Origin of the sequence: Bifidobacterium myosotis, from assembly GCF_002259745.1 — a bacterium.
GTDB lineage: Bacteria > Actinomycetota > Actinomycetes > Actinomycetales > Bifidobacteriaceae > Bifidobacterium > Bifidobacterium myosotis.
The window spans coordinates 12841-35140 of sequence record NZ_MWWW01000015.1 but is presented as its reverse complement, the minus strand read 5'-3'; the positions used below and the strand labels follow the sequence as shown (position 1 = coordinate 35140).

At 62.7% G+C, this 22300-nt stretch carries 17 protein-coding genes and 1 tRNA gene; 8 read left to right on the top strand and 10 right to left on the bottom strand.

The window, feature by feature from the left end:
- Positions 1–14 precede the first annotated feature (14 nt).
- The 8 genes from BMYO_RS07460 to BMYO_RS07425 form a co-directional block, all read right to left on the bottom strand.
- The gene (locus BMYO_RS07460) at positions 15–695 is read right to left on the bottom strand and encodes a DUF3800 domain-containing protein (RefSeq protein WP_094667870.1); all 681 of its coding nucleotides are present in this window, start codon (positions 693–695) and stop codon (positions 15–17) included.
- Positions 696–939: 244 nt separating this feature from the next.
- A complete protein-coding gene (locus BMYO_RS07455; protein WP_094667869.1) occupies positions 940–1275 on the bottom strand; it encodes a hypothetical protein in 336 nt (111 codons plus the stop codon).
- Positions 1272–2783 carry a DUF3631 domain-containing protein gene (locus BMYO_RS07450; protein WP_158216964.1) on the bottom strand — a complete coding sequence of 504 codons (1512 nt, stop codon included), beginning with the start codon at positions 2781–2783 and terminating at the stop codon, positions 1272–1274. Before BMYO_RS07450 ends, BMYO_RS07455 begins: the two co-directional genes overlap by 4 nt.
- Positions 2780–3412 carry a hypothetical protein gene (locus BMYO_RS07445; RefSeq protein WP_094667867.1) on the bottom strand — a complete coding sequence of 211 codons (633 nt, stop codon included), beginning with the start codon at positions 3410–3412 and terminating at the stop codon, positions 2780–2782. Before BMYO_RS07445 ends, BMYO_RS07450 begins: the two co-directional genes overlap by 4 nt.
- Positions 3413–3414: 2 nt before the next feature.
- Positions 3415–3594 (bottom strand): helix-turn-helix domain-containing protein, encoded by a 180-nt coding sequence (locus BMYO_RS07440; RefSeq protein ID WP_094667866.1) that lies wholly within the window; start codon positions 3592–3594, stop codon positions 3415–3417.
- A 324-nt stretch (positions 3595–3918) separates the two neighbouring features.
- Positions 3919–4746: a hypothetical protein gene (locus tag BMYO_RS07435; RefSeq protein ID WP_094667865.1), complete on the bottom strand. Its 828-nt coding sequence runs from the start codon at positions 4744–4746 to the stop codon at positions 3919–3921.
- Complete coding sequence (locus BMYO_RS07430; RefSeq protein ID WP_094667864.1) at positions 4746–6356, bottom strand: tyrosine-type recombinase/integrase; 1611 nt, start codon at positions 6354–6356, stop codon at positions 4746–4748. Before BMYO_RS07430 ends, BMYO_RS07435 begins: the two co-directional genes overlap by 1 nt.
- A 232-nt stretch (positions 6357–6588) precedes the next feature.
- Positions 6589–6676 (bottom strand) — tRNA-Ser (locus BMYO_RS07425).
- 1202 nt (positions 6677–7878) lie between these two features.
- Here BMYO_RS07425 and BMYO_RS11535 point away from each other — a divergent pair.
- The 8 genes from BMYO_RS11535 to BMYO_RS07370 all read left to right on the top strand — a co-directional run bounded on the left by BMYO_RS11535 (position 7879) and on the right by BMYO_RS07370 (position 19024).
- Positions 7879–9948 (top strand): DUF6020 family protein, encoded by a 2070-nt coding sequence (locus BMYO_RS11535; protein WP_143249141.1) that lies wholly within the window; start codon positions 7879–7881, stop codon positions 9946–9948.
- 230 nt (positions 9949–10178) lie between these two features.
- Positions 10179–11912 (top strand): FTR1 family iron permease, encoded by a 1734-nt coding sequence (locus BMYO_RS07405; RefSeq protein WP_169834091.1) that lies wholly within the window; start codon positions 10179–10181, stop codon positions 11910–11912.
- 170 nt (positions 11913–12082) lie between these two features.
- On the top strand, positions 12083–12784 hold the full coding sequence (locus tag BMYO_RS07400) for an iron transporter (RefSeq protein ID WP_094667859.1): 702 nt from the start codon (positions 12083–12085) through the stop codon (positions 12782–12784).
- Positions 12785–13133: 349 nt separating this feature from the next.
- Positions 13134–14411, top strand: coding sequence for a DUF2318 domain-containing protein (locus BMYO_RS07395; protein ID WP_094667858.1), 1278 nt, complete (start codon positions 13134–13136; stop codon positions 14409–14411).
- 30 nt (positions 14412–14441) lie between these two features.
- On the top strand, positions 14442–15782 hold the full coding sequence (locus BMYO_RS07390) for an ABC transporter permease (protein ID WP_094667857.1): 1341 nt from the start codon (positions 14442–14444) through the stop codon (positions 15780–15782).
- 177 nt (positions 15783–15959) lie between these two features.
- On the top strand, positions 15960–17342 hold the full coding sequence (locus BMYO_RS07380; RefSeq protein ID WP_169834090.1) for an ABC transporter permease: 1383 nt from the start codon (positions 15960–15962) through the stop codon (positions 17340–17342).
- A gap of 144 nt (positions 17343–17486) precedes the next feature.
- Entirely contained in the window at positions 17487–18284 is a 798-nt protein-coding gene (locus tag BMYO_RS07375) for an ABC transporter ATP-binding protein (RefSeq protein ID WP_094667896.1), read from the top strand.
- A gap of 179 nt (positions 18285–18463) precedes the next feature.
- Complete coding sequence (locus BMYO_RS07370; RefSeq protein ID WP_094667855.1) at positions 18464–19024, top strand: FMN-binding protein; 561 nt, start codon at positions 18464–18466, stop codon at positions 19022–19024.
- 165 nt (positions 19025–19189) lie between these two features.
- On the opposite strand, the gene BMYO_RS07365 is transcribed toward BMYO_RS07370, so the two are convergent.
- Positions 19190–19855, bottom strand: coding sequence for a TetR/AcrR family transcriptional regulator (locus BMYO_RS07365; RefSeq protein WP_233428208.1), 666 nt, complete (start codon positions 19853–19855; stop codon positions 19190–19192).
- 56 nt (positions 19856–19911) lie between these two features.
- Positions 19912–22074: a YhgE/Pip domain-containing protein gene (locus BMYO_RS07360; RefSeq protein WP_094667854.1), complete on the bottom strand. Its 2163-nt coding sequence runs from the start codon at positions 22072–22074 to the stop codon at positions 19912–19914.
- Positions 22075–22300: the final 226 nt, after the last annotated feature.

The following is a 22300-nucleotide window of genomic DNA, read 5'->3' as shown; positions in this document are numbered from 1 at the left end:
GATTGGAGAACTCTCTACCGAGCTGTCAGCTGATGCTTACGGACCTTTTTGAGGTAATTCTTCTTGAAGGTGCGTGCTGATCCGAAGAAGCGCTCGTCGGTCGCTGTCTGTTCGTGGTTCTCGTACTTGAGCGCGGTCAGTTCGATAGTGCAGATGAAATCCGCCACTTGCACGAGCCGATAGTCGGTCGGCGAACCTTTGCGGTAGATGATGGCCTGTTTCGAGAGCGCGTATTTAATTGCGCCGTGAATGGCCTGCGTGACGAGGCTCTGGCCGCCGTCGTAGTACACCTTGATGGTGTCGAAGCTCTGGAAAAGCGCCAGATGGTCGAACACGATGTTGACGATGTCACGTTTGATGCGTGCGCCCAGCTGTTCCAAGGTTGCGTAATCGGCCTTTCGGTAGATGAGCGTCACGTATTGTGCCGGCAGTTTGAACAGCATGGACAGGAAGTAGGTGAGCAGGCGCTTGCGCTGGCTGATGCCGAGGTGTTGGTAGGCGTCATGGCCGTTCAACAGCGGTGAGGCGTGCATGGGAATGTTCGGCAGGCCTGCGTCGCGGATCGTTTGTTCATAACCATCGAATATGGGGATGACGGGATCGGACTGGTCGTGGAACACCAATGTCAGCGCGTAGTACTTGGACTGGAATCCCTGTTCGCCGCTTTCGTCAGCGAAAATCGAGATTTCGGCCATAACGCCCCCTGAAATAAAAAATGCCGGGGGATTACCCCCGGCTCTTGGAAGTCTCACATTACTGCGGACCTGTGTATGAGGCAGGATATCAGATTCGGCCCCGGATTGCAAAACAACGGTTGGCTGTGGGAAAATCGGGGGAGAGAGCGGCGCTATGCCTCGGGGAGCGCCGGAGGCGTAGGGGCGGGGTCTCTCCCTCTACCGGTCATTCACCGGTCATCAATGCCGGTCGTTCAGCGACGGGTCATCGCGTGGCGGTCGCCGGCTGATGGTCGGTCGGCAACGGCCTTTGGGTGTTCTCGACCTGTTCGGCGATCTCGCCGAGCGAACGGTCGATGCCGTTCAGACTCATGCTGTGCGAGTGCAGGCAGGCGTACAGCATCTGACTCATGTCACTGAGATGGTCGTTCATCTTTTCGAGCTGGTCGGCGACGCGATTCTGCGCATCGACGTGCTCGTAGAGCGCCTGCACCAGCTGATCAGCGGAGACAGCGGATGCGTTAGTCTGCGTTTTCGCAGCAGACACGGCGGCGGTGGGCATAGGCACGGTCATGGGTTCGTTCAGGGTGATGTCCTTCATACGGTGATTCCTCGTCTGCTGAGTTCGGTGGTGGTCTTGTTGAGCCATAGGCCGGTGTGCTTCACCTTGCGGATGGCTTGCAGCTGGTCGGAGGACAGTGCCGTCCAGTCCGGGATGTCGGCGGTGGTGCTGAGCGTCGCTGCCCAGTGTTCCAGCCGTTCCGGCTCCGAGTCGTTCTTAGAGATGTTCGCTGAGATGCCTTCCAAGGTGCTCCCTATGGAAGCGTCCGACGTGTCCGAGCCGTCCGAAGCGTCCGCGTCGGCGCCCATGCCCGTACCCGGTGTGGGCGGTTCGAGCTTCAACGCCTCCCAGATCTTCAGCGTCTTCCACGCCTGCGCGAACGCCGTGAACCGGTATCCGCGTTTGGTGCGCTCGCGGTTGCGGCTCGCTTCCACACCGGCCTTCTTGAGCATCGACGCCAATCGCTTGGCGGTCAACCGTCCGAAGCCGCCGGGCTGCTGGTCTCCCCACTGCGTCGGATTGCCGTAGGCGAGCGCGTCGCACATCTGCTGCGAGCCGACGAACGTGCACGTCCGCCACTGTGTGGCCCACAGTTCGGCGATGTCCTTGAGCAGCACGATGTGCGGCGAGTCGTTGGCGAGGCCGAGATCGGCATCCGTCTTGGCCTGTTCGACGAACTCCGCGGACAGCCGGCGCACGGTGTCCAGCCAGTCCCCGCTTTGCGTCTGGGCGATGCGGGCCAGCGGCAGCCATACCTCGCGGTAACGGCCTTTCACCGATTCCGGCAGCGTGGGACGTGGCTTGATGGCGCTCGCCGCCGTTTCCGCCCATATGGGCAGATCGTGCCGCAGGTCCAGATACTCCGCGTCGTTCTCCTCGATCATCTCCCAATCGGATTCCTCCACCTCGTCGGACGGGTAGAGGAACACGGGGATGCAGCGCTGCCGGGTGTCGGCCGGCAGATCGGGGTTGTTGCCCGCGAACACGGCCGGCGCATGCGTGCTTTTGCGCACCACTTTCCAGCCGTGCTTCTTGTCTGGCTCCTGAATCGTGCGACTGCCGCCCTTCTTGTACCCGGTGTTCACCACGGCGATGAAGTCGGCGGCAAGGGGATTGTCCTTGCGCAGGCTCCGGTCGGCCTCGTCCACCAGCAGCGTGTACCCCTGATCGGCGAGATTGGCGAGCAGCGACGCCGAGCTGATGGCGCTCAGCATCTCCGACTTCGCGCCCAAGTGCCCGATCCACTCCAGCAGCGTGGTCTTGCCCGCTCCTGGAAGAATGGACGTCACCAACAGGCGCGGCGTCGTATACAGGCTGGCGAACACCCATGTGTGCATAATCCACAGGGTCAGCATCTTCAGATCGTCGTCCGTCGCGCCGATATAGCGCTTCAGCAGACGGAAGATGCGATTGGCCAGACCGCTGGGGTCGAAGCCGTACAGCGCGTTGGACAGGCTGGGCATGCCGACCGGATCGTCGGAGATGAACGGGTCATCCGCAATCAGGCCCATGCTACCCAGATCAGCCGGATTCATGGTTGCGATCATGCGGCCACCTTCCATTCGCCGGCGAGCGCCGCAGCGGTTTCGCGCCACGGTTCGCCGGCGTCACTGGCGATGAGCGCCAGCATGTTCTCGTTCCTATTGCCGCCTTCAATGCCGGAGCCGTGGTTCCGGTGGAATCGCGCGGCGCTCGCCGATATGCGATGCTTCATCGCATACAGGTCTCCGCGTGCGCGGGTTGGCAGCAGTCCTCGCTCCAGCAGGTCGCCAATCGCGGTGTCCACCGTGCCGGTGCGGATGAATGTATGGCCGACCGAGGGAAACGGTCCGGTGATCAGCGTCATCCGTGCATCGGCGCACAGCAGCAGCGCGGCCTGCATCATCCGCAGGGCTGGCAGGTCGCCGTTGGCTGCGCTGAATGCGATGGAAGCCGGGCGAATGTGCGTCGCGTAGACGCACAAGGCCAGACCTCGGGCCGTTCTGATGGCATCGCGGGTGACGGTCAGCCGATGGAGACCGTAGGCGGTCTCGATCAGATAGTCGGCTACCGTTTGGAGCACATAACCGGTCTCATTCGGGTCGAAGCGTTCGCCCGATACGGTGATCGATTCATTGTCGAGGTCGCGGATGGAGTTCGCTGCGTCCGCGATGGGTGTGCTCGACGTGAGGCGCATGCTTACTCCTCTCCCGCGAACTTGCGCACGCTGGTGAGGTTCACCAGATAGGTGTTACCCACCTTGCGCGCCCGAATCTTGCCGGAGCGGATGAGCCCGTACACGGTCTTCGTGTCCGAGTAGCCCAGCATTTCCGCCACTTGGGCGGGCTTGGCGGTCAGTTGTACGTAGTCATTTCGCATTGGATTTAACCCCTCTCGGGTCGCACCGAGGGCGGAAGCGCAGCTGGCGTAGATGCACTGTACCCATGGTGGTAGTTCTTCTTTGGACTTACCGGCATCCGCCGCGCGTGGCGCTCAGGTTGTTACCGACGCTGAGGGGTCGTGTGCCGCGGGATTCTGACGGATTTCCACTTCCGTAGAAAACTGCAACGATATCATTTTTACAGCGTTTTACATTTTCCTGCAATGCGGGTCATTGTGACTAGATATGTGCCGAAACGGCACCTTGAAAACGTTGCAATAGAGCCGGTTCCAATAGTTTCATCGAGGCTCATGGACGGTGATTCAGTGTATGGGCGTGTCGAAATCTCCAGAAATTTCCGTCGGAATCAGACCGGGCCTGACTTTCATGCCGGTCTGGTAGGCGTCAAGCACTGACCATGCCGCTTCCGGGCGCGGAGTTCCGGCAGGCAATTCGGGCAGTGTGCCGTCTTTGCCGGTCAACGCCAGTGCATTGCGATAGGCTACATGCTCGTCCTTATATGCGGCATCGTTGCGCGCTGCATACTTGCCCTTCGCCATCAGATGCTTGATCTTCTCCGCGTACCCGAACGCGAAGGCGTAACGGCGCAGCATCGACATGAACTCCGCCACATCACAATCGTTATGCCGGTTCCAGAACTTGACGAGGAACGAATCGACGGTCTGCTTCGCCGCGTTCTGATATGACACGGTATAGCTCAGCAGCACATCGCGTATGACGGCATCCGGCACCGTGTGATTGGACAGATACCGGTTGAGCGTCGCCGACAACAAGGCGAAGGCATCTGCTGCATGCTGTTGCGCTACGCTATCCTCCGGTTCAGGCGTGGCTCCCACCGTCTTGGCGAATACGTCGTCAAGCTCGCGTCCGGCGTTGACCGTGGCCTTCAGGCACGGTATGAACTCCTCACACCAGCCCGACATCCACGCATCGGCGGCGATCAGCAGATCGGCAACGGCGTCATTGTCCACCGTCATACGCTCCAGCAGCTTGGCGAACTTGCGCGCCTTCTCCGCATCGAACCGTTCGCCCCACATGCCGGAATCAGCCATCGTCTTGTACGGGTCGGGCCTGCTGATCCCGCTGGACTTGCCAGGCCTGTTTGCGGAATTGCCGTTCCTTCTTGCCATCACGCCACCGCCTTGATCAATTCCTGAATCGTATCCACCTGAACCGAGGCCGGCAGCAACGCGAGTATCCGGCCGCGTCTGTCCTCGTCCAGTCCTTTCAGCACCGCAAGACGCGACTGGAGATCCAGTGCGCCAAGTGCGCCGGCGAGCGCCTTCAGCTCGGCATCCGCATCGGCAGTGGCGCCGGTCGGTTCCATGACGGAGCGGTCGGCATGGTCTGCGCCTGCGCTTGCGGACGGTTCGGACGTTTGGGCCGTTTCGGACGGATTGCCGGGTGAACTCAGCTGTTGACCGCCGTTCCTGGCCGTTGCAGTGTCGTTTGTGGGTTTCCCGCCGTCAGTATTCTTCTTGGAGGTTCCGGCGCTCGCCGGCGTGGTACTCATACTCGCCTCCACCTTCGCCAGCAGTCGCTTGTCCGCATCCTTGCTGGACTGCTGATAGGTAGCCACGGTCTTGATGTTCGTGTGGCCGCCCAAGCGCATGAGCTGGCCGACGGTCGCGCCCTGCTCGGCGTAATGCGTCAGGCCGGTGTGACGCAGATCGTGGAAGTCCATGCCCTTCAGCGTCGGGTCGTTCACCGTCTCAATGGCCTTCGCGAAGGCGTTGCGCATGGACTGCGCGCGGACGATGCCCCGCGTGCGCACGCCGGTGAACAGCAGCGCGGTCGGCTTATCCTCCACGTACGTATCAAGATGGCGCGTGATCTCCTCGACTAGGGGAGCGGGTACCTCGATGTCGCGTTTGCTGCTCGGCGTCTTCGTCTCGCCCAGCACGGCCACCTTATGCCCGTTCTCGCTGATTTCCTTGGCGCTGCGACGCACATGCAGCAGCACCGGCGACGCCTCCAGCTCGATATCACGGCGTTGCAGTCCCAACACCTCGCCTTGGCGCAATCCCAGCGTGCCGGACAGCAGCACGCCAAGGGCGAGATTCGGCGGCATGGCGTCGGCGAGCGCGCGCACCTGCTCGCGCGTGGCGATCACGTACACATGCTTCGTGGCCGGGCGAGGCACCTTGAACTGGACCGGGTTCACCTTGATGAGCGTCGTGCCCTGATCATCCAGCGAGGCGTTCGCCGCTTCGGCCATGATGGCGCTCAGCAGCTCGAACACGTGCCGACGTATGCTCTCGCCCCGACCGTCCTTCGTGACCTTCATGCTGTCGTACCAGTCGCGGATATGCGCCGGCTTGATCGACGCCATCGGCAGATCGCCGAGTACCGGGTTCAGATAGTCGCGCACATACTGACGGTACTTGTCCTTCGTGGTCTCACGAATCGGCTGGTTGTCGCCCTTGCGGCGGTTCTCCACGAACTGTTCGGCGTACTCGCGGAACAGCACCGTGTTGCCGGCGTTCCGGTTCTCCGCCATCTCCGGAGGTTCCCATGCGCCCAGATCGATGAGACGCTTCGCCTCGCTCAGCCATGCGTCGGCCTGAAGCTCATAGCCGTCGTCGAAATTACGGTGGATGCGCGCGGGAAGGTACGGGTAGCGCTCGCGGGCTTCCACGGGCGGGATGTATGAGGCATCGTAGTAGACCTGCCCGTGCCTGTTCGTCTTCGTCTCCACCTTGCCGAACTTGCGGCGGCGGTTTCGTGTCGTCCTTGCCATGCAGCGCGCCTTCCTGATTGTCGATGGCCGTATCGTCGTTGATTCCCCTGATGAGCGGTGAGCGGTAAGCCTTAAGCGGTACCGCTTAATTTACCGACTATGGTACCCCAGAAAACGGGCCGAGACGGGTCAAAACGGAAGACGGGCAGATCGTCGGAATGGCTTGAAAACATTGCAATTCCGCCGTTTTGGCAATGAAAAAGCCCTTTTCCTTTGGGTGGGAAAAGGGCGATGGCGGAGGATACGAGATTCGAACTCGTGAGGCTGTTACACCAACACGCTTTCCAAGCGTGCGCCATAGACCACTAGGCGAATCCTCCATGCTTGCAATGTTTGCTTGAGGCAAGCTCCGCAGGCAACTTGAATAAACTATCACAGGTTATGGAAAAGCGCACATCGTCGTCGATGCGGCGTGTCGCGGCTATCTGCTTTATGAGGGGTACTTCAGGGGATGTGCGGAGAGGTATCTGCTTTGCAAGGGGTACCTAATTGCTGATATGTCGAGTATCAGCGGCGTCATTGCAATGCTTGTACTCGGAATATGCGCGATTGGGTACCCCTTGCAAAGCAGATACCTCTCCGGAGAGCGGTGAATGTACCCCTTGCAACGCAGATAGCCCGCGGATGGCTCACTCGGATGGGACCGGATAGGTCTAGATGGGGCCGGATAGCTCACTCGGATGGGGCCGAAGGGGCCGGATAGGACTTGACAGGGCCGGATAGTGCGTATCTGCGTTACGAGGGGCTGCCTAATCCGTTCATGCCTGCACGCAGCGTCGCAATCGTGGTGATTGTGCCTTTGGTCTGCGCATGAACCACCACAGCCGGTCGCCAAGCTCGCTCGCCTGAGTGTGTACCTTCAATCTGCGTGTGAACCAGCCCCTGTAACGCTGATACGTCGCACGGTATTCCATCGGGGCGAAGGACGCCGTCCTGCCTTCGTAACGCGGCTGCGTCCCAATCGCCTTGAGCATGAACGCATTGCTCCGTCCGCGTGAATTGTTGGTGTCCCCGGCCTCGCGGCGCCGAATGAAACCTAGGCTGTACAACCATGTGCGACAAGGTTCCTCCCCAAGCGTGGCGTCCGCTGGCGGTATCGGCAATGCAGGCGGAGCCAATATCGCCAGCGGACGCGCCGGTGGCCGTTGCGGAGGATACGAGGTTCGGACTCGGCACCGCTGGGACCGGCCTACGCCTTGCTGCGCATGCGACGCCATCCCATGTGATGTCATCTCATGTGACGCCACTCCATGCGACAACACCCCAATCGACACGCCCCCGCATACCGCAGCCTCATGTGTTGCCGCTTCGCCCGGAGCGATTCCCCGTGACGTTGGGGCGCGCGACAATATTGCGCAGGGTTTCATCCCGGTTTCGCGCTACGGCGGCCCGCATGGCGTCATTCCTCGCCGCTCGCTGTCCATCCACGTTGACCGCATCGCTCAGATTGGTATTCCTTCGATACTTTGCACTCATTGCCGTCGCATGGCTGCCATGGCTCGTCATCGCGTGGCCCGGTGCAATGCGCGACGATACGCTCGCCCAGTACCTTCAAGTGTCCGGCATTCACCAGTACTACACGCAGCATCCGCTTTTCGACACCCTGATCTTCGGCTTGTTCTGGCATGCGGGCAGCGCCGTCGCCGGCACGCCACTCGCCGGCCAGGCCGCATACATAGTGATTCAGGCAGTGCTTCTCGCCGCGGGGGCCGCGTTCACGCTGTGCTACATCCGCAAACTCGGTGCACCCCGCTGGCTCGTCATCCTGTCGCTCCTCTACCTCGCCACCAGCTATGTGGTGGCCGGCTCCATCATCACGATGGGTAAGGATTCGTTGCATACCGTCTTCTTCGTGCCGTTCGCGGTGATGTTTGTGGAGGCGTGTCTCACGCGGGGTGCCGTGCTGGCCCGCCAGCCGGTCGCCATCACGTTCGTTGCGCTTGCCTTCGCCGTCATCGCATCCAAACGTACGGCACTCGTCATCGTGCTGTGTGCCGGATGCTGTCTGCTCGCCGCATGTCGTGGAAATACGGGGAATGGGGACGCGGACGGGAAAGTGAATAAGGATGCCCATTCCAGTCGGCTTAGGGACGGCGCCCGGAGTCACGGCCGGCCTTTCGTCTCCAATCTCGAGCGTAATCCTGATTCCGACCAGCCCCGTGATCATACGTGCGGTCGGCAATCCCCGGAGTCATATCGTGGCCAGCAGGACCAGCAAGTTCAGCAAAGCCAGCTTCGCGGTCGAAGTGGCGACCAGAACACGCGGCAACGTCCCCAACCCCGCGCGCAACAACGCCCGCGACGTCCCCTGCGTCTGAGTCCTCGCTTTCGCGCTTTCGTGTGTCTGGCCGCCGCCGTTATCCTCGCGCAGGGCGTATGGGCCCCGCTCGCCGCAGCCGCCACGCATGCCAATCTCTCGCCCGGACGTGAGGTTTGGGGGCTCGTCACCCAGCCGGTCGCGCAGGTGGCGCACGACCATCCCAATGACCGGACCGCCATCACGCCCGACCAGCGCCGCTCCCTCAACGCCATCATGAACCTTGATCAGGCCGCCGCCGATATCAATCCGCACCGCACCAACGAGACCTTCCAGACCCTGCGTGAGCATCCGCAGCCGACCACGGCCCAGAAACTCGCGGCACTTCGCGTCTGGGCGGAACTCGGCGTGGCCCATCCCGGCGAGTATGCCAAAGCCTATGCGGGCCCGATCCGCGGCTGGTGGGACATGTCCGTGAACTTTGCATACCCCACCGATTCCGATTACCTGTTCACACGCGGATACCTCAAACAATGGTCCACCTTCCTGCCGGAGACCGTGACGGGTGCGTCCGCGGCCGGCGGTTCGGCGGCCGGCACGAACCCGAATGCGGGCACCGGTTCCGGCGCCGGCACGGGCGCTGATGCGGCCGCCAATGGCGATGATGACGCCGACATCGCCGCCGCGCAACGCATCGTCGCCATCGAGCACGACCTTGCGCCGCTTATGGGTACATCGCGCAAACCGCACTGGAAGCGGACCGTACTCGATGACGTTCGCCATTGGGTCCGCGACGACAACCCATTGACGGCCATGGGCCTATACGTCACATGGATTCCGCTGATCATCGGCGCCGCTCTGTTGCTGCGGATGACGCCGTGGCGCCGGATGACTCGGCGACGCCGTTCGCCCCAACTCGAGCAACTCGAGCAGCCCGGCCAACTCGGGCGAATTAACCCATCTTCGCGTGCTCGACAGTCATACGCGTACGATGTGCCGGCTGGTATCGCCTCGGCTGGTATCGCCTCGGCTGGTATCGCCTCGGCTGGTATCGCCTCGGCTGGCATTGCCTCGGCTGGCATTGCCTCGGCCGGTATCGCCACAGCCGACATTCCCCCGGCCGCCCCCGTCCCCGCCGATTCTGCCACGTCCCGCACTACCGCACCCCGCCCGGCCTCGGCCCTCGCCGCATACGGGCTGCTGTTCTTTACAATCCTCTCGCTGTACGCTTCACCCGAGGCGCTGTTCTGGTATCCGATTCCGGTGTACTTCACGTTGCCGCTGTTCTCGGCCCTGCTGTTCGCCCGGGCGTGTCGTGCGGAGCCTGTCCGGTAGCTGGGTCGCATGGTGAGACAGATTCAGGGGTAAAACAGGCCGAAATCGCGCTTATATTACCGCACCAGACTCAAAAAATCAAGACTGTTGCTGAAGAATTTTTTTCTCTACATTTCATAGATGGTTTTCAAGCCATTAGGCAAATGCATTTGAGAGAGGAATTCGGCATGCTTCGTCAGCCGCGCTGGTCCGTGCCGCGCGCATTCGTCGCGTTGGCCTTCTTGTTCGCCATGATCGTCGCCACCGTGGCACCCGCCGCGCTCGCGCCGCAGGCGGCCTTCGCCGACTCCTCCGACTCGAGCTCCAGCAGCTCGGCAGACTACGCCTCATGGACCGACGTGGCCAAGGCGATGGACAAGCAGCTCAAGCAGGGCCTTAAGACCTACAAGGACGGCAACACCGCCGGCTCCACGTCCGAGGTCATGTCCGCGTACAACACCATCTACGTGGCCTCCAACTTCACCGCCGTGGTGCGCGACACCATCGGTCAGGACAAGCAGACCGCCCAGCAGCAGGCCTTCCAGTCCATCCAGGACCTCACCTACGTGCCCGGCAACGACGATCAGATGAGCCAGCAGATCGACGCGCTTTCCGCTGACCTCGACGCCACCGCCCAGCAGCTGGACGCCAACACCCAGCTCGCCAAGCCGAAGGCCTACGCCGAAGCCCTCCAGAAGCAGCTCGACAAGGAGCGCAAGGAGCTCGACGCCAAGAAAAAGAAGAACCCCGGCAAGGGCAACCGTTCGTGGACCGACGTGGCCAACGAGATGACCCCGATCCTCGACAACGCCTACAAAGCGTACGAGAGCGGCGACGGCGCGAAGGGCGCCACGCTCGTCAACACCGCCTACTACCAGTACTATGAAAAGCTCGGCTTCGAGAAGAACGTGATGAACGCCATCAGCGGCAACCGCGTCTCCGAGGTCGAATATCAGTTCAAGATGTGCCGCAAGTCGATGAACACCGGCGCCCCGCTCAAGGACACCAAGCAGCTCATCGATGACCTCAAGGCCATGCTGGTCAAGGACGCCGGCATCCTTGACGGTGGCGCCGCCGATCAGGAGGGCGGTTTCACCAAGTTCATTACCAGCTCGGTCGGTCAGGCCTTCCTCATCCTCATCCGTGAGGGCCTCGAGGCGCTGCTGGTGGTCGCCGCCGTGATCGCCTACCTCGTCAAGTCCGGCAACAAGCGCTTCACCAAGTGGATCTACGTGGGTGTGCTCGCCGGTCTGGCCGGTTCGGGCATCATCGCCGTGATCTTCGGCCTGATGTTCGGCGGCTCCGGCCCGCAGCAGGAGATCATGGAGGGCGTGTGCGCCCTGATCGCCATGGGCATGCTGCTGTGGACCAGCAACTGGATGCTCAACAAGAGCTCGGTCGAGGCGTGGAACCGGTACATTCGCACCAAGACCGAGGCCGCGGTGAAGTCCATGTCCTCGCAGGTCGAATCAGGGGAGAAGGTGGCGTTCGGCACGATCGTCTCGCTCGCCATGCTGAGCTTCCTCGCCGTGTTCCGCGAGGGCGCCGAAACCGTGATCTTCTACGAGTCGATCTACTCGATGAGCCAGGATTCCAAGGGCATGTGGATCGGCGGCATCGCCGCGGCCGTGGTGCTCGTGATCATCTTCCTGATCATCCGCTTCACTTCCGTGAAGATTCCGATTGGCCCGTTCTTCCTCGTCACGTCGATTCTGATGTCCGTGCTCGTGGTCGTCTTCGCCGGCGGCGGCGTGCACGCGCTGATTGAGGGCGACGCACTCCCCGCCAACTACCTGCAGGGCGTGCCCACGAACGACTGGCTCGGCTTCTACCCGTACGTCGAGACGATTGTGGCCCAGGCGATTGCGGCCGTCGCGGTCATCGCGCTGTTCGTGGTCGGCTTCGCAAAGCAACGCAGACTCAAGGCCGGCGCCACCGCATCGGCCAAGACCGCAGACGCTACGGCGGGCGAGGCCAAAGCCTAGACGCGGTGAGACGGTCCGCCGCCGCGAGCCCGCATCATGAGTCCGCCTCGCGAGCCGCATCACGCGGAATCGCCCGCAGCCGACCGCGCCAACCCAGCTTTCCCCGAATAATCCATAATTCAACAATCTGTGAATACTATTCACTAACCAAATAAAGGAAGAGAACAATAATGATGAAGAACAAGAAGATGGCCGCCCTGCTCGGCCTGCTGCTTGCCGGCTCGATGACCCTGTCCATGGCCGCCTGCGGTTCCACCAACAACGCATCCTCCGACACCAAGTCGGACACCTCCTCGCAGTCCACCGACTCCTCCAGCTCCGACGCATCCTCCGACTCCGGCGCCTCCGATGCCGGCGCCGGCTTCGAGGAGGTCCCGGTGGGCCCGTCCGGCACCGCCGAGGAGCAGGACCAGGAGGCCGGCCCGCTGACCGTCGGCGCCGTGTACTTCCAGCCGATCGACATGGAGCCCGCCTCCATGGGCCTCAAGGCCGCCGATGCCTCCTTCCACCTCGAGGCCGACATCCACGGCAACGAGAAGGCCACCGAGCTGGGCTACGGCAAGGGCGACTTCATCCCGGACCTGACCGTGAACTACACCATCATCGACAAGTCCACCGGTAAGGAAGTCGAGGGCGGCACCGCCACCTCCGGTACCTTCATGCAGATGAACGCCTCCGATGGCCCGCACTACGGCGCCAACGTCAAGCTCGACAAGGCCGGCACCTACCAGCTCAAGCTCTCCATCGAGTCCCCGGCCAAGAAGGGCTGGATGCTGCACGTTGACCCGGAGACCGGTGTGAAGGGCCACTTCTGGACCGAGCCGATCGAGGTCACCTTCGACAACTGGGATTACACCCCGCGTCAGTGGTGAGTGCGTAAAGCAAACAGCCCGGTGGGCTGTTTGTAGCACTCATGGGCGATGCGACAGCATCGCCCGGGACAGTCGGTCGAAGGCCGTCCTCCAGTGCACGGCGGAGTGGCCGAGCCGTTAAGAAAACGCCAGAGGCGTTTTTAGGCGAGTGCCGTACGTAACCTGACTCCGTCAATAAACCTCAACAGAGCCCCCTCATCCCAGAGGGGGCTTTCGGCCGATTATGGCATGTAGGATTCTGCGTCCGGAAGCCCACTATTTGACTACCCCTCAGTCCTGTTTCGGGCCAGCTCCCTATGGCTGGTGAGGGGATGACGCAGGACAAATCAAACCTCAGGAAAGGGCGCGAATGCTCGAGCAATTCGTAGCGGTGATGCCGGGGACGCTGGCCCCTGCATTGCTGGTCATGTGTCTGGGCGTGATGCTCACCGTGGGCGAGGGCCGCGACAAGCCGATCAGCGCCCACTGGCGGCTGTGGGGCCTCGTCATTGGCCTTATCGCGGCGGTGGTGTTCGCGGCCCTGCGTGCCACGGCCGTCATCAACCAGCGCACGTTCATCAATTATCCGGTGCTCATCGCGGCCGTGATTGTGGATGTGCTGGCACTCGCGGTGGTGCTCGCCGCGCCCAGAATCACCCACAATTGGGCCAAGCATGCGCTCTGGATGCATGTGGCCAATGCGGTGGCCGCCGTGCAGATCGCCCTCACCGTCTTCTACGCCCTGCCGGACGTGATTCTGCAGCTCACCATCTGGGTGGAGCCGGGCGAGACCGCCTTCACCTCAGCCATGCTGCTGCGTGCGCTCGGTTTTGTGCTCGGTCTGACCATGTCCATCGTGGTGGCGGCCATCTTCCGCACGATGCGCACCACGGCGGTGCGATGGGCCTTCACCATCGCGGTGGTGGCCGTCATGGCCATCCTGCTCATCCAACACTTCACCGGACTCATGCAGATTCTTCAGGCCCGCGGCTTCCCGATCGGACACATGGGATTCGTGGCCCTCGCATGGTCCATCAACCACAATTCCGCGATGATTATGGCGCAGGCCATCGTGTTCGCCGTGCCGGCCGTGGCCTCCGTGGTGGCCGGCTTCCGCATGAAGACGCGCGGCGTGCCCGGCGCGAACGAGGCCACGCTGCGCCGTCATAAGGCGTTCCGCCGCCATGCCATCGCCGCGGCCGTATGGTCGCTGGTCGCGATGATCGGCGTCACCGTCACCCTCACCGTGGGCGTCGCCGCCACCCATCAGACCATCACGCTGTCGCCGCCCGAGGCCTATTCGCTCAAGGACGGCGTGGCCACCATCCCATTCAGCCAGGTCGAAGACGGCCACCTGCACCGCTTCGAATACAAGGCGAAGGACGGCACGGTCATGCGTTTCATCATCATCAAGAAGAACGGCGGCGCGTACGGCATCGGCCTTGATGCCTGCGAGAACTGCGGCGACGCCGGCTACTACGAGAAGAACGGCAAGATCATCTGCAAGAAGTGCGAGGTGGCCATCAATCTGGCGACCATCGGCTTCAAGGGCGGATGCAACCCGATTCCGTTCAACTACAAGACCGGCAACGGCAAGATCACCATCCAGACCGCCGATCTGGACGCCCTGAGCGTCCACTTCCAGTGATTCCAGTGAGTGTAAGGCGGGAGGCAAATCATGTTCTTTCTGCGAATGATCGCGCGCTCGTTCACGCGGCAGCTGCGCAGGCGTCTGCTCATCGCGCTGACGGTGTGTCTGTCGGCCACGGTGAGCGTCTCGATGCTGGGCGTGGTGTTCGACGTGGGCGACAAGCTCAACGCCGAGCTGTCCACGTACGGCTCGAACATCACCGTGCAGCCGAAGGCCGACGCCGTGGTCTCCGACCTGTACAACACCGAAGGGGTCTCCGGCGCGGCCAGCGAGGCCGATCCGACCGCGTTCCTCAAGGAATCCGACGCGGTCAAAATCAAGACCATCTTCTGGGCGTTCAACATCACCAATTTCGCGCCGCAGCTCAACATCCACGCCACCACAAGCCCGAGCGGCTGCAGCGGCGGCTCATCGTGCGCGTCCGTCCCCGTCTCCGTGGTGGGCACATGGTTCAACAAGAGCCTCAAGCTGCCGTCCGGCGAGACCACTGTGGTGGGCGTCGAGGGCATGCGCTCGTGGTGGAAGCTCGAGGGCGCCTGGCCCAAGGATGATTCCGATCAGGGCGTGATTGGCAAAACCCTGGCCGATTCGATCGGTGCCAAGGTCGGCGACACCATCACGCTGCACAAGAAGACCGCGTCCGGCGAGAACCACGAGCAGAACATCACGCTGACCGGCATCTACGATTCCGGCGACGACGAGAACAGCTCGCTGTACATCCCGTCCTCCACCGCCCAGGTGCTGGCCGATCTGCCCGATTCGGTGGACAAGATCGAGGTCAAGGCGCTGACCACGCCGGAGAACGACCTCGCGCGCAAGGCCGCGAAGAACCCGGCCGCGCTGAGCCAGGACGAATGGGAGACGTGGTACTGCACCGCCTATCCGAGCTCGATCGCCTACCAGATCGAGGAGGTGATTCCGGGCGCCGTGGCCAAGCAGGTGCGTCAGGTCGCCGCCCTGCAGGGCAACGTGCTGCAGAAGACGCAGGCGGTGATGATTCTGATGACCGTGCTGAGCCTCATCGCGGCGGCCGTGGCTGTGGCGAACCTCATGGTCGCCACGATCGGCGAACGGTCCGCCGAGCTTGCGCTGCTCAAGGCCATCGGTGCCACGGACGGCGCGGTCTCCCGCCTGATGATGGCCGAGACGGCGGTGATCTCGCTGCTGGGCGCGATCGTGGGCGCCGGCCTCGGCTCCGGAGTGGCCCAGATCATCGGACAGGTGGTGTTCGGTTCGGGCATCACGATGCGGCCGATGGTGTTCGTCTTGGTGTTCGTGCTGCTCGCGGTCACCGTGCTGGTCGCCTCCGCCTCGTCCATCCGCTCGATTCTGAGCTTGAAGCCTGCGGAGGTGCTGCATGGCCGCTGAGTTCCACGGTGCCGGTTACGCCGGTTCCTTGGCGTGGGAGGTCGCGATGACACGGCCGGCCGGGGGATTTCGCGATCTCGCGATTTCGTCCTCGGCCATGATTTCGTCTTCGGTTAAAGCCGTCCTTCCGCCCTTCTTCGGAATCGTCGCCAACGTATGCAAGAAAGGAGACCGCCGATGACCAATACCGGCATGTTCTTCAGAATGCTGTTCAGCGCCGTGTTCCGCCGTCGTTCGCGCGCGGTCATGGCCGTGGTCGCCTCGATGGTGGGTGCGGCCACGCTGTTCTGCCTGGCGATGATCTGCATCGCCGTGCCGCAGCAGATGAACGAGGAGATGCGCGCGTACGGCGCGAACCTCATCGTGACCCCCACCGAAGCCGGCGCCGACGGCAAGGCTGGCATCGATGAGGCGATGGTCACGCACACCACCGAGATGGTGGCGGCGAAGGGCTCGGAGAAGCACGCCGCCTACCGGTACGAAAACGTGCGTGTGAACGCCGCGCCGTACGTGATGGCCGGCATCGACACCGCTGAAGTGCGCAACCTCAACCATCACTGGGTGGTGGATGGTGCGTGGCCGTCCGCCGGCAAGGTGCTCATCGGCCGTGACGTGGCCGATGCGATGGGACTCAAGGTCGGCAGCGGCATCACCATCGGCTACCGCGCCTCCGACAACGCCGGCTCTTCCACATCTGGTTCCACCGCAGGTTCCAACTCGGGTTCCTCCGAGTCCTCCACATCGGCTCCCTCTGATGAGGGATCTGGCTCCGCGCCCGCGGAGACTGAGGGAGAGACCGCCGCAGGAACGGGAGCCACCGCCAACGCCAACCCGCAGAACTCCTCCGAGAACTCCGGCACCTCCTCTACCCCCTCCGACCAGCCCACGCAGGACGGCCGCGTTTCCAGCGACATCATGGACACCTCCGGCACTGAATTCCGCGTGGCCGGCATCGTCGACACCGGCGGCAGCGAGGACTCGATCATCTACGCCACCAACGAGGACGTCAACAAGCTCACCGGAACGACCCGCGGCGTGGACGTCATCGAATACTCGGCCGGTACGGACGACCTGAACGGTCTGGTCCAGAGCATCAACGACATGACCTCGATGCACGTCAAGGCGCAGCAGGTCACCAAGATCACCTCGTCCGACACCCGCATCATCACCATGCTGCAGACCCTGTTCTGGATTGTCTCGCTGGTCGTCCTCGTGCTGACGCTCGTGGGTGTGGGCACCACGATCAGCTCGATCGTCTCCCAGCGCCGCAACGAGATCGGCCTGCGGAAGGCGCTCGGCGCGTCCTCCTCGGCGATCGGCATCGAGTTCTACGTCGAATCGGCCATGTACGGCCTGATCGGCGGCCTGATCGGCACCGCAATCGGCTACGGGCTGGCCCAATGGCTGTGCGTGGCCGTCTTCGAACGGTCCATCGGCTTCAACTGGTGGCTCGGCGCCGCCTCCGTGGTGCTCGCCGCGCTCGTCGCCGTGGTCGCCTCCATCCCGCCGGTCCACCGCGCCACCCGCATCGACCCCGCCGTGGTGCTGCGCGAGGAATGATGCCGTATCCGTCATCCGCCATCCGCCAGCCGACGGACGACGGACGACGGCCCGCACACGGGAGCAGGCGGAGGACGTCTCCTCCCAATCCCGGTTGAATACGTGAGTTGATAATGAATCCCAGGAGAGGAAACAGCCATGGATATGCTGCTTGAACTCGACCACATCTCGAAGATCTACGGCGACCTGCATGCCGTGGACGACCTGAGCTTGACCGTGCCGCAGGGCGAATGGCTCGCCATCGTCGGCTCGTCCGGCTCCGGCAAGACCACGCTGATGAACATGATCGGCTGCATGGACACCCCGTCCAAGGGCTCGGTCAAGCTCGAAGGCCGCAAGCTGGAGGACCTGAACGCCGGCCAGCTGGCGGATGTGCGCAAGAACATGATCGGTCTGGTGTTCCAGAAGTTCTACCTCGTGCCGCACCTGACCGCCGTCGAGAACGTGATGGTGGCGCAGTACTACCATTCGGTCGTCGATGAGAAGCAGGCGCTTGCCGCGCTGGAGCGCGTGGGCCTCAAGGACCGCGCCCACCACCTGCCCAGTCAGCTGTCCGGTGGCGAGCAGCAGCGCGTGTGCGTGGCCCGTGCGCTCATCAACGAGCCGAAACTGATTCTGGCCGACGAGCCGACCGGCAACTTGGACGAGAAGAACGAGAAGATCGTCCTCGACCTGTTCCGCCAGCTGCATGCTCAGGGCACGACGATCATCGTGGTGACGCATGACGCGCTGGTCGCCAGCTGCGCCGAGCGCGAGATCATGCTCAACCACGGCGTGCTCGTGGGTGAGAAGTGGAACGACGAGAAGGCCCGTGCGGCGTACGAGGCGGTCGGCGGCAAGCCTGCATCCACCGGCGCCCAGGTCGAAGGAGCACAGACCGGCGAGACCGCCATCGGCTTCGCTGACCCCACCAAGGCCGCCAAAACCGGTGGTGAGGACTAGTGGTCTTCGTAAGTTCGTTGATTATGTTCTGGCTCCCCTTGTCAGGGGAGCTGGCCCGCCAAGCGGGACTGAGGGGTAGTCATTTCGTCAATGAATTTCTGGCGTAGCACACTGGTTGACTTCGTCCGTCCCGTACCCCGTACCGGACGTAATTCGCATGATTCAATAGGATGGTGGATATGACTGATAGCAAGACATTGCGGAAGACCGCCACGCTGGCCGCCGCCGGATTGGTGGTGACCGGTGCATTGCTCGCCGGCTGCGGCGAATCCAAGGCCACGCCGATGGACGATTCCTATGCCGGCAACTCGGGCGAGACCCAGCAGTCCCAGGAGGAGCAGTCGCAGTCCGGTGGCTCCGATGCGTCATCCGATGCGTCCCAGTCCGATTCCGGGTCGTCCGACTCGTCGTCCACCACATCCGACAAGAAGGACACGGGCAACTACAAGGACGGCGACTACTCGATCAACGGCCAGTACGGCCCGGTTGGCGAGGATTCCATCGACGTGCATCTGACCATCAAGGATGGCAATGTCGAGCATGTGGACATCGTCGGCCACCCGTTCACCACCATCTCCAAAACCCATCAGGACGACTTCGCCAAGGCCATCAACGGTGTGGTGGATGGCAAGCCGCTGAAGGACCTCAAAGTGGATAAGGTCGCCGGTGCCAGCTGGACCTCCGATGCCTTCAACAAGGCTTTGGAGATCGCTCGTCAGGAGGCCTCCATCCAGGAGTAGCGGCACGCGGCACGGGGTTCCCCTATGGAATGATCGTCTGGGCGTTGTCTCGTTGCCGGTAGGGGCCATAGTTGGCGGATTATCGACGCCGAGTGGGTTCCAGCGTTGTGTCACTGCCGGACTGCCGGTAGGCGGCCGCAACACGGCGCGGGCCGGTCTATCCCGTTACTTGAGCAGCGCGGGCCACAGCAGGTCGGCCATATGATCGGCCCAGAGAGTCTTGACGTCGGTTGCGTCGGTTGCGCTAGTCGCGCCGTCCACCGGTGCATGCATCCAATCGGAGGAGACGGCACCTGTCTCCCCAATCGCCTCGTACGCCACCAGTGATCCGATGATGGTGGAGAGCAGCAGCCGTCCGTCGAGACCCTGCCGGAACACGCCCTCCCGGGCGCCGCGCCGAAGGAACGCCGTCAGCATCTCAAGCCACGGCGTGACGACCTGATCGACGATATGCCGGAAGAATTCCGCTTCGCTCGACAGCACGATGCCCACGCTTTTGATGTCGATGTCGTTGTCCTGCACCCAATCGACCAGCTGCCGCAGCATCTGTGTGAAGTGCTCGCGCGTGGGGCTTGGCGGTTCCGTGGGCATGTCGTGCACGAGGTATCGCGCGCTGATCTCGCGCAGCAGGTCGTTGGCATTGTGATACCGACGATAGATGGTGGTCTTGGCCACGCCCGAACGCCGGGCCACCTCCTCGATGGTCACGCCGCTGATACCGCGTTCCACCGCAATCTGCAAGGTGGCCTTCATAAGCTTCCGATCGGTGGCCTCACGCCTGCGCTTGGCGCGAGGGGCCACGCTCGCCAGAAGACCCGATGCCGTATCCATATGTCCTTCTTCTCGTACTCTTCTCGTGATTCCGTCGTTGGCTGTAGCTTGTCCGACTAGCTCAGCACCTTCGTGCTCTCCACCTTGGCCACATACCACTGGTTGAACTTGACCAGCGGCTTGCGCAGCAGCAGGCCGAGCAGGAGCAGCGGCGGGATGAACGCCAGCAGCATTCCGGTGGCCTTCCAGTAATCCATGTCGTAGATGCCGGCGATGGCCGCGCGCATCATCGTGACCGAACCGCTCATCGGCAGCATGGGGGTGAGCTTCGAGATGAAATCAGGCAGCATTTGCACCGGGTAGGCGGCGTTCGCGCCGGTGATCTGCACGATGAGCATGAGCACGCCTATGGCCTTGCCTACGTTGCCGAAGCTCACCACCATCGTGTACATGAAGAACGAGTACACCAGCGCCGACAGCCATCCCGAGAGCATGAACAGCATCGGATGCACGGCCTGCACATGCAGGAACAGCAGGTCGCCGCCGAGCGAGACCGTGGCCTGGATGAGCGCGATCAGCCCGAACACCCCGTAATGGCCCAGATACAGCTGATGCGGGCGCGGGTCGCCCAGTTCGCGGCGGATGCGGCGCGAGACGGTGGTCTTCAGGGTCACCACCATGAGCAGGGACCCCACCCACAGCGGGATGAGCGTGTAGAACGGTGCCATTGACGAACCGAAGTCGGCCACCGGGAAGACGGCCTTGCGTTTGAGCTGCACCGGTGCGGCCAGCGTGCCGGCCAGCGTCTCCGGGTCGGAGCCCAGCACATCCTTGACCATGCTCATGTCGCCGGTGTCGAGCGCTTCGCCCATCTTGCCGGTGAACGAGTTCAGTTCGTCGGCTGCCGTGCGTAGCTTGGATGACACCTTGGCGAGCGTGGTGCGCGCGTCCTTGAGCATGGAACCCGCGTCGGCGGACGAATCCTTGAGTTCGCCCAGTGTGCCTTTGAGCTGGTCGGCGTTGTTGTTCAGCAGTCCGGCCGCGTCCTTCACCGAGCCCGACAGCGACTCGATCTGCGGCTTCACGTTCTCGGCGAAGTCGGTTTTGACGCCCTCCACGCTTTCCTTGGCCTGCGCGGCGAGCTCCTTGACCTGCTCGCGCTGGTCCTGCGCGTTCTGGTTGCCTTGACGGATCTTCTCCGCAGCGCCGGTCAGCGCGTTCTGCAGCTTGGTCTGACGGGCGATCGAGCGGTCCAGCATGCGCACGGTCAGTGCGTTGTCGCCCAGAATGCCGGCCAGCGTGTTGCGGATTTCCGTGTAGTGCGCGATCTGCTCGCCCACGGCCGCCGCCTGACTGTCCAGCTCGCTGGCCGCGGTGGAGGAGCCGGCGGCCGCGTCATCGTACAGCGAGTCGATGGAATCGGAGACCGCGCCGAAGCTGTCCGCGCTGGTCTGTAGCGCCTCGGTCATGGCCGATGTGGTGGTCTGCAGCGCGCCGGCCACATCGGTGACGCCGTCCTTGGCTCCGGACAGGTCCTTGCCCGCCTGCTCGGCCGAATCCGAGGCCTGCGCGATGAGGCCGTTCGAGGTGTCCAGCAGCAGCTGCGCCGATTCGGCCAGTGAATCGTATGTGCCGAGCATATCCGCCGTGTCGTTGAGACGGGCGGCGAAATCAGTGATGTTCGTGTTGAAGTTGGCCAGCTTCTCCTTGGCCTCCGGCTCATCGAGCTGGTCGGCCAGAGAAGAGGCGATCTCCAGGGCGGAGGAGGTGATCGTCTTGGCGAACGTGGTGTTGATCTCGGCCGCGACCTCGTCGGCGCCCTCGTTGAGCAGGTTCGGGGCCAGCGCGTTCTTCTTCTCGTTGCGGTAGTAGGTGAGCTGTGCGTTCTTGGCATCGCTGGAGAAGAAGGTCATCATGTCTTTGCTGAAGGACTTCGGAATCACGATGGCCGCGTAGTACTTGCCGGATTTCGCCCCCTCGATGGCGTCTTCCTTGGTGGTGATCGTCCAGTCGAGTTGGCTGTTGGCGCGCAGGGCGTTGACCACTTGGTCGCCGACGGTCATCTTGAGGGGGATCAGGTCGGATTTGTAGCCCTCATCCACGTTCGCCACCGCGAACTTGAGATTCTTCATGTTGGAGAACGGGTCCCAGCAGGCGGCCACGTTGAACCAGGTGAACAGACCCGGGATCATCACCAGTCCGATCACGATGATGATGGAGACCACGTTGCTGGTCAGTCGTTTGATATCGCCGATGAACAGCTTCCAGATCGTCTTCATCGTGCGTGCCTTCCTTCCTTCTGATGCAGCGGCGATGGCGTGATGCGTACGGTTTCAGCGGCGTCGGCGGCGTTGCTTTTTATGTCGCCGGTCGTGTCGCCGGGTTCATTGCCAGCGTTGCTGGCGTCAGCGGCTTCGGCGGTATTGCCGGCCGCGGCGACTGCCCCGCCTACGGCCACCGCTGCGCCGACCAGCCCCACGGTCTTGCGCGCCGCATGTCCGGCTC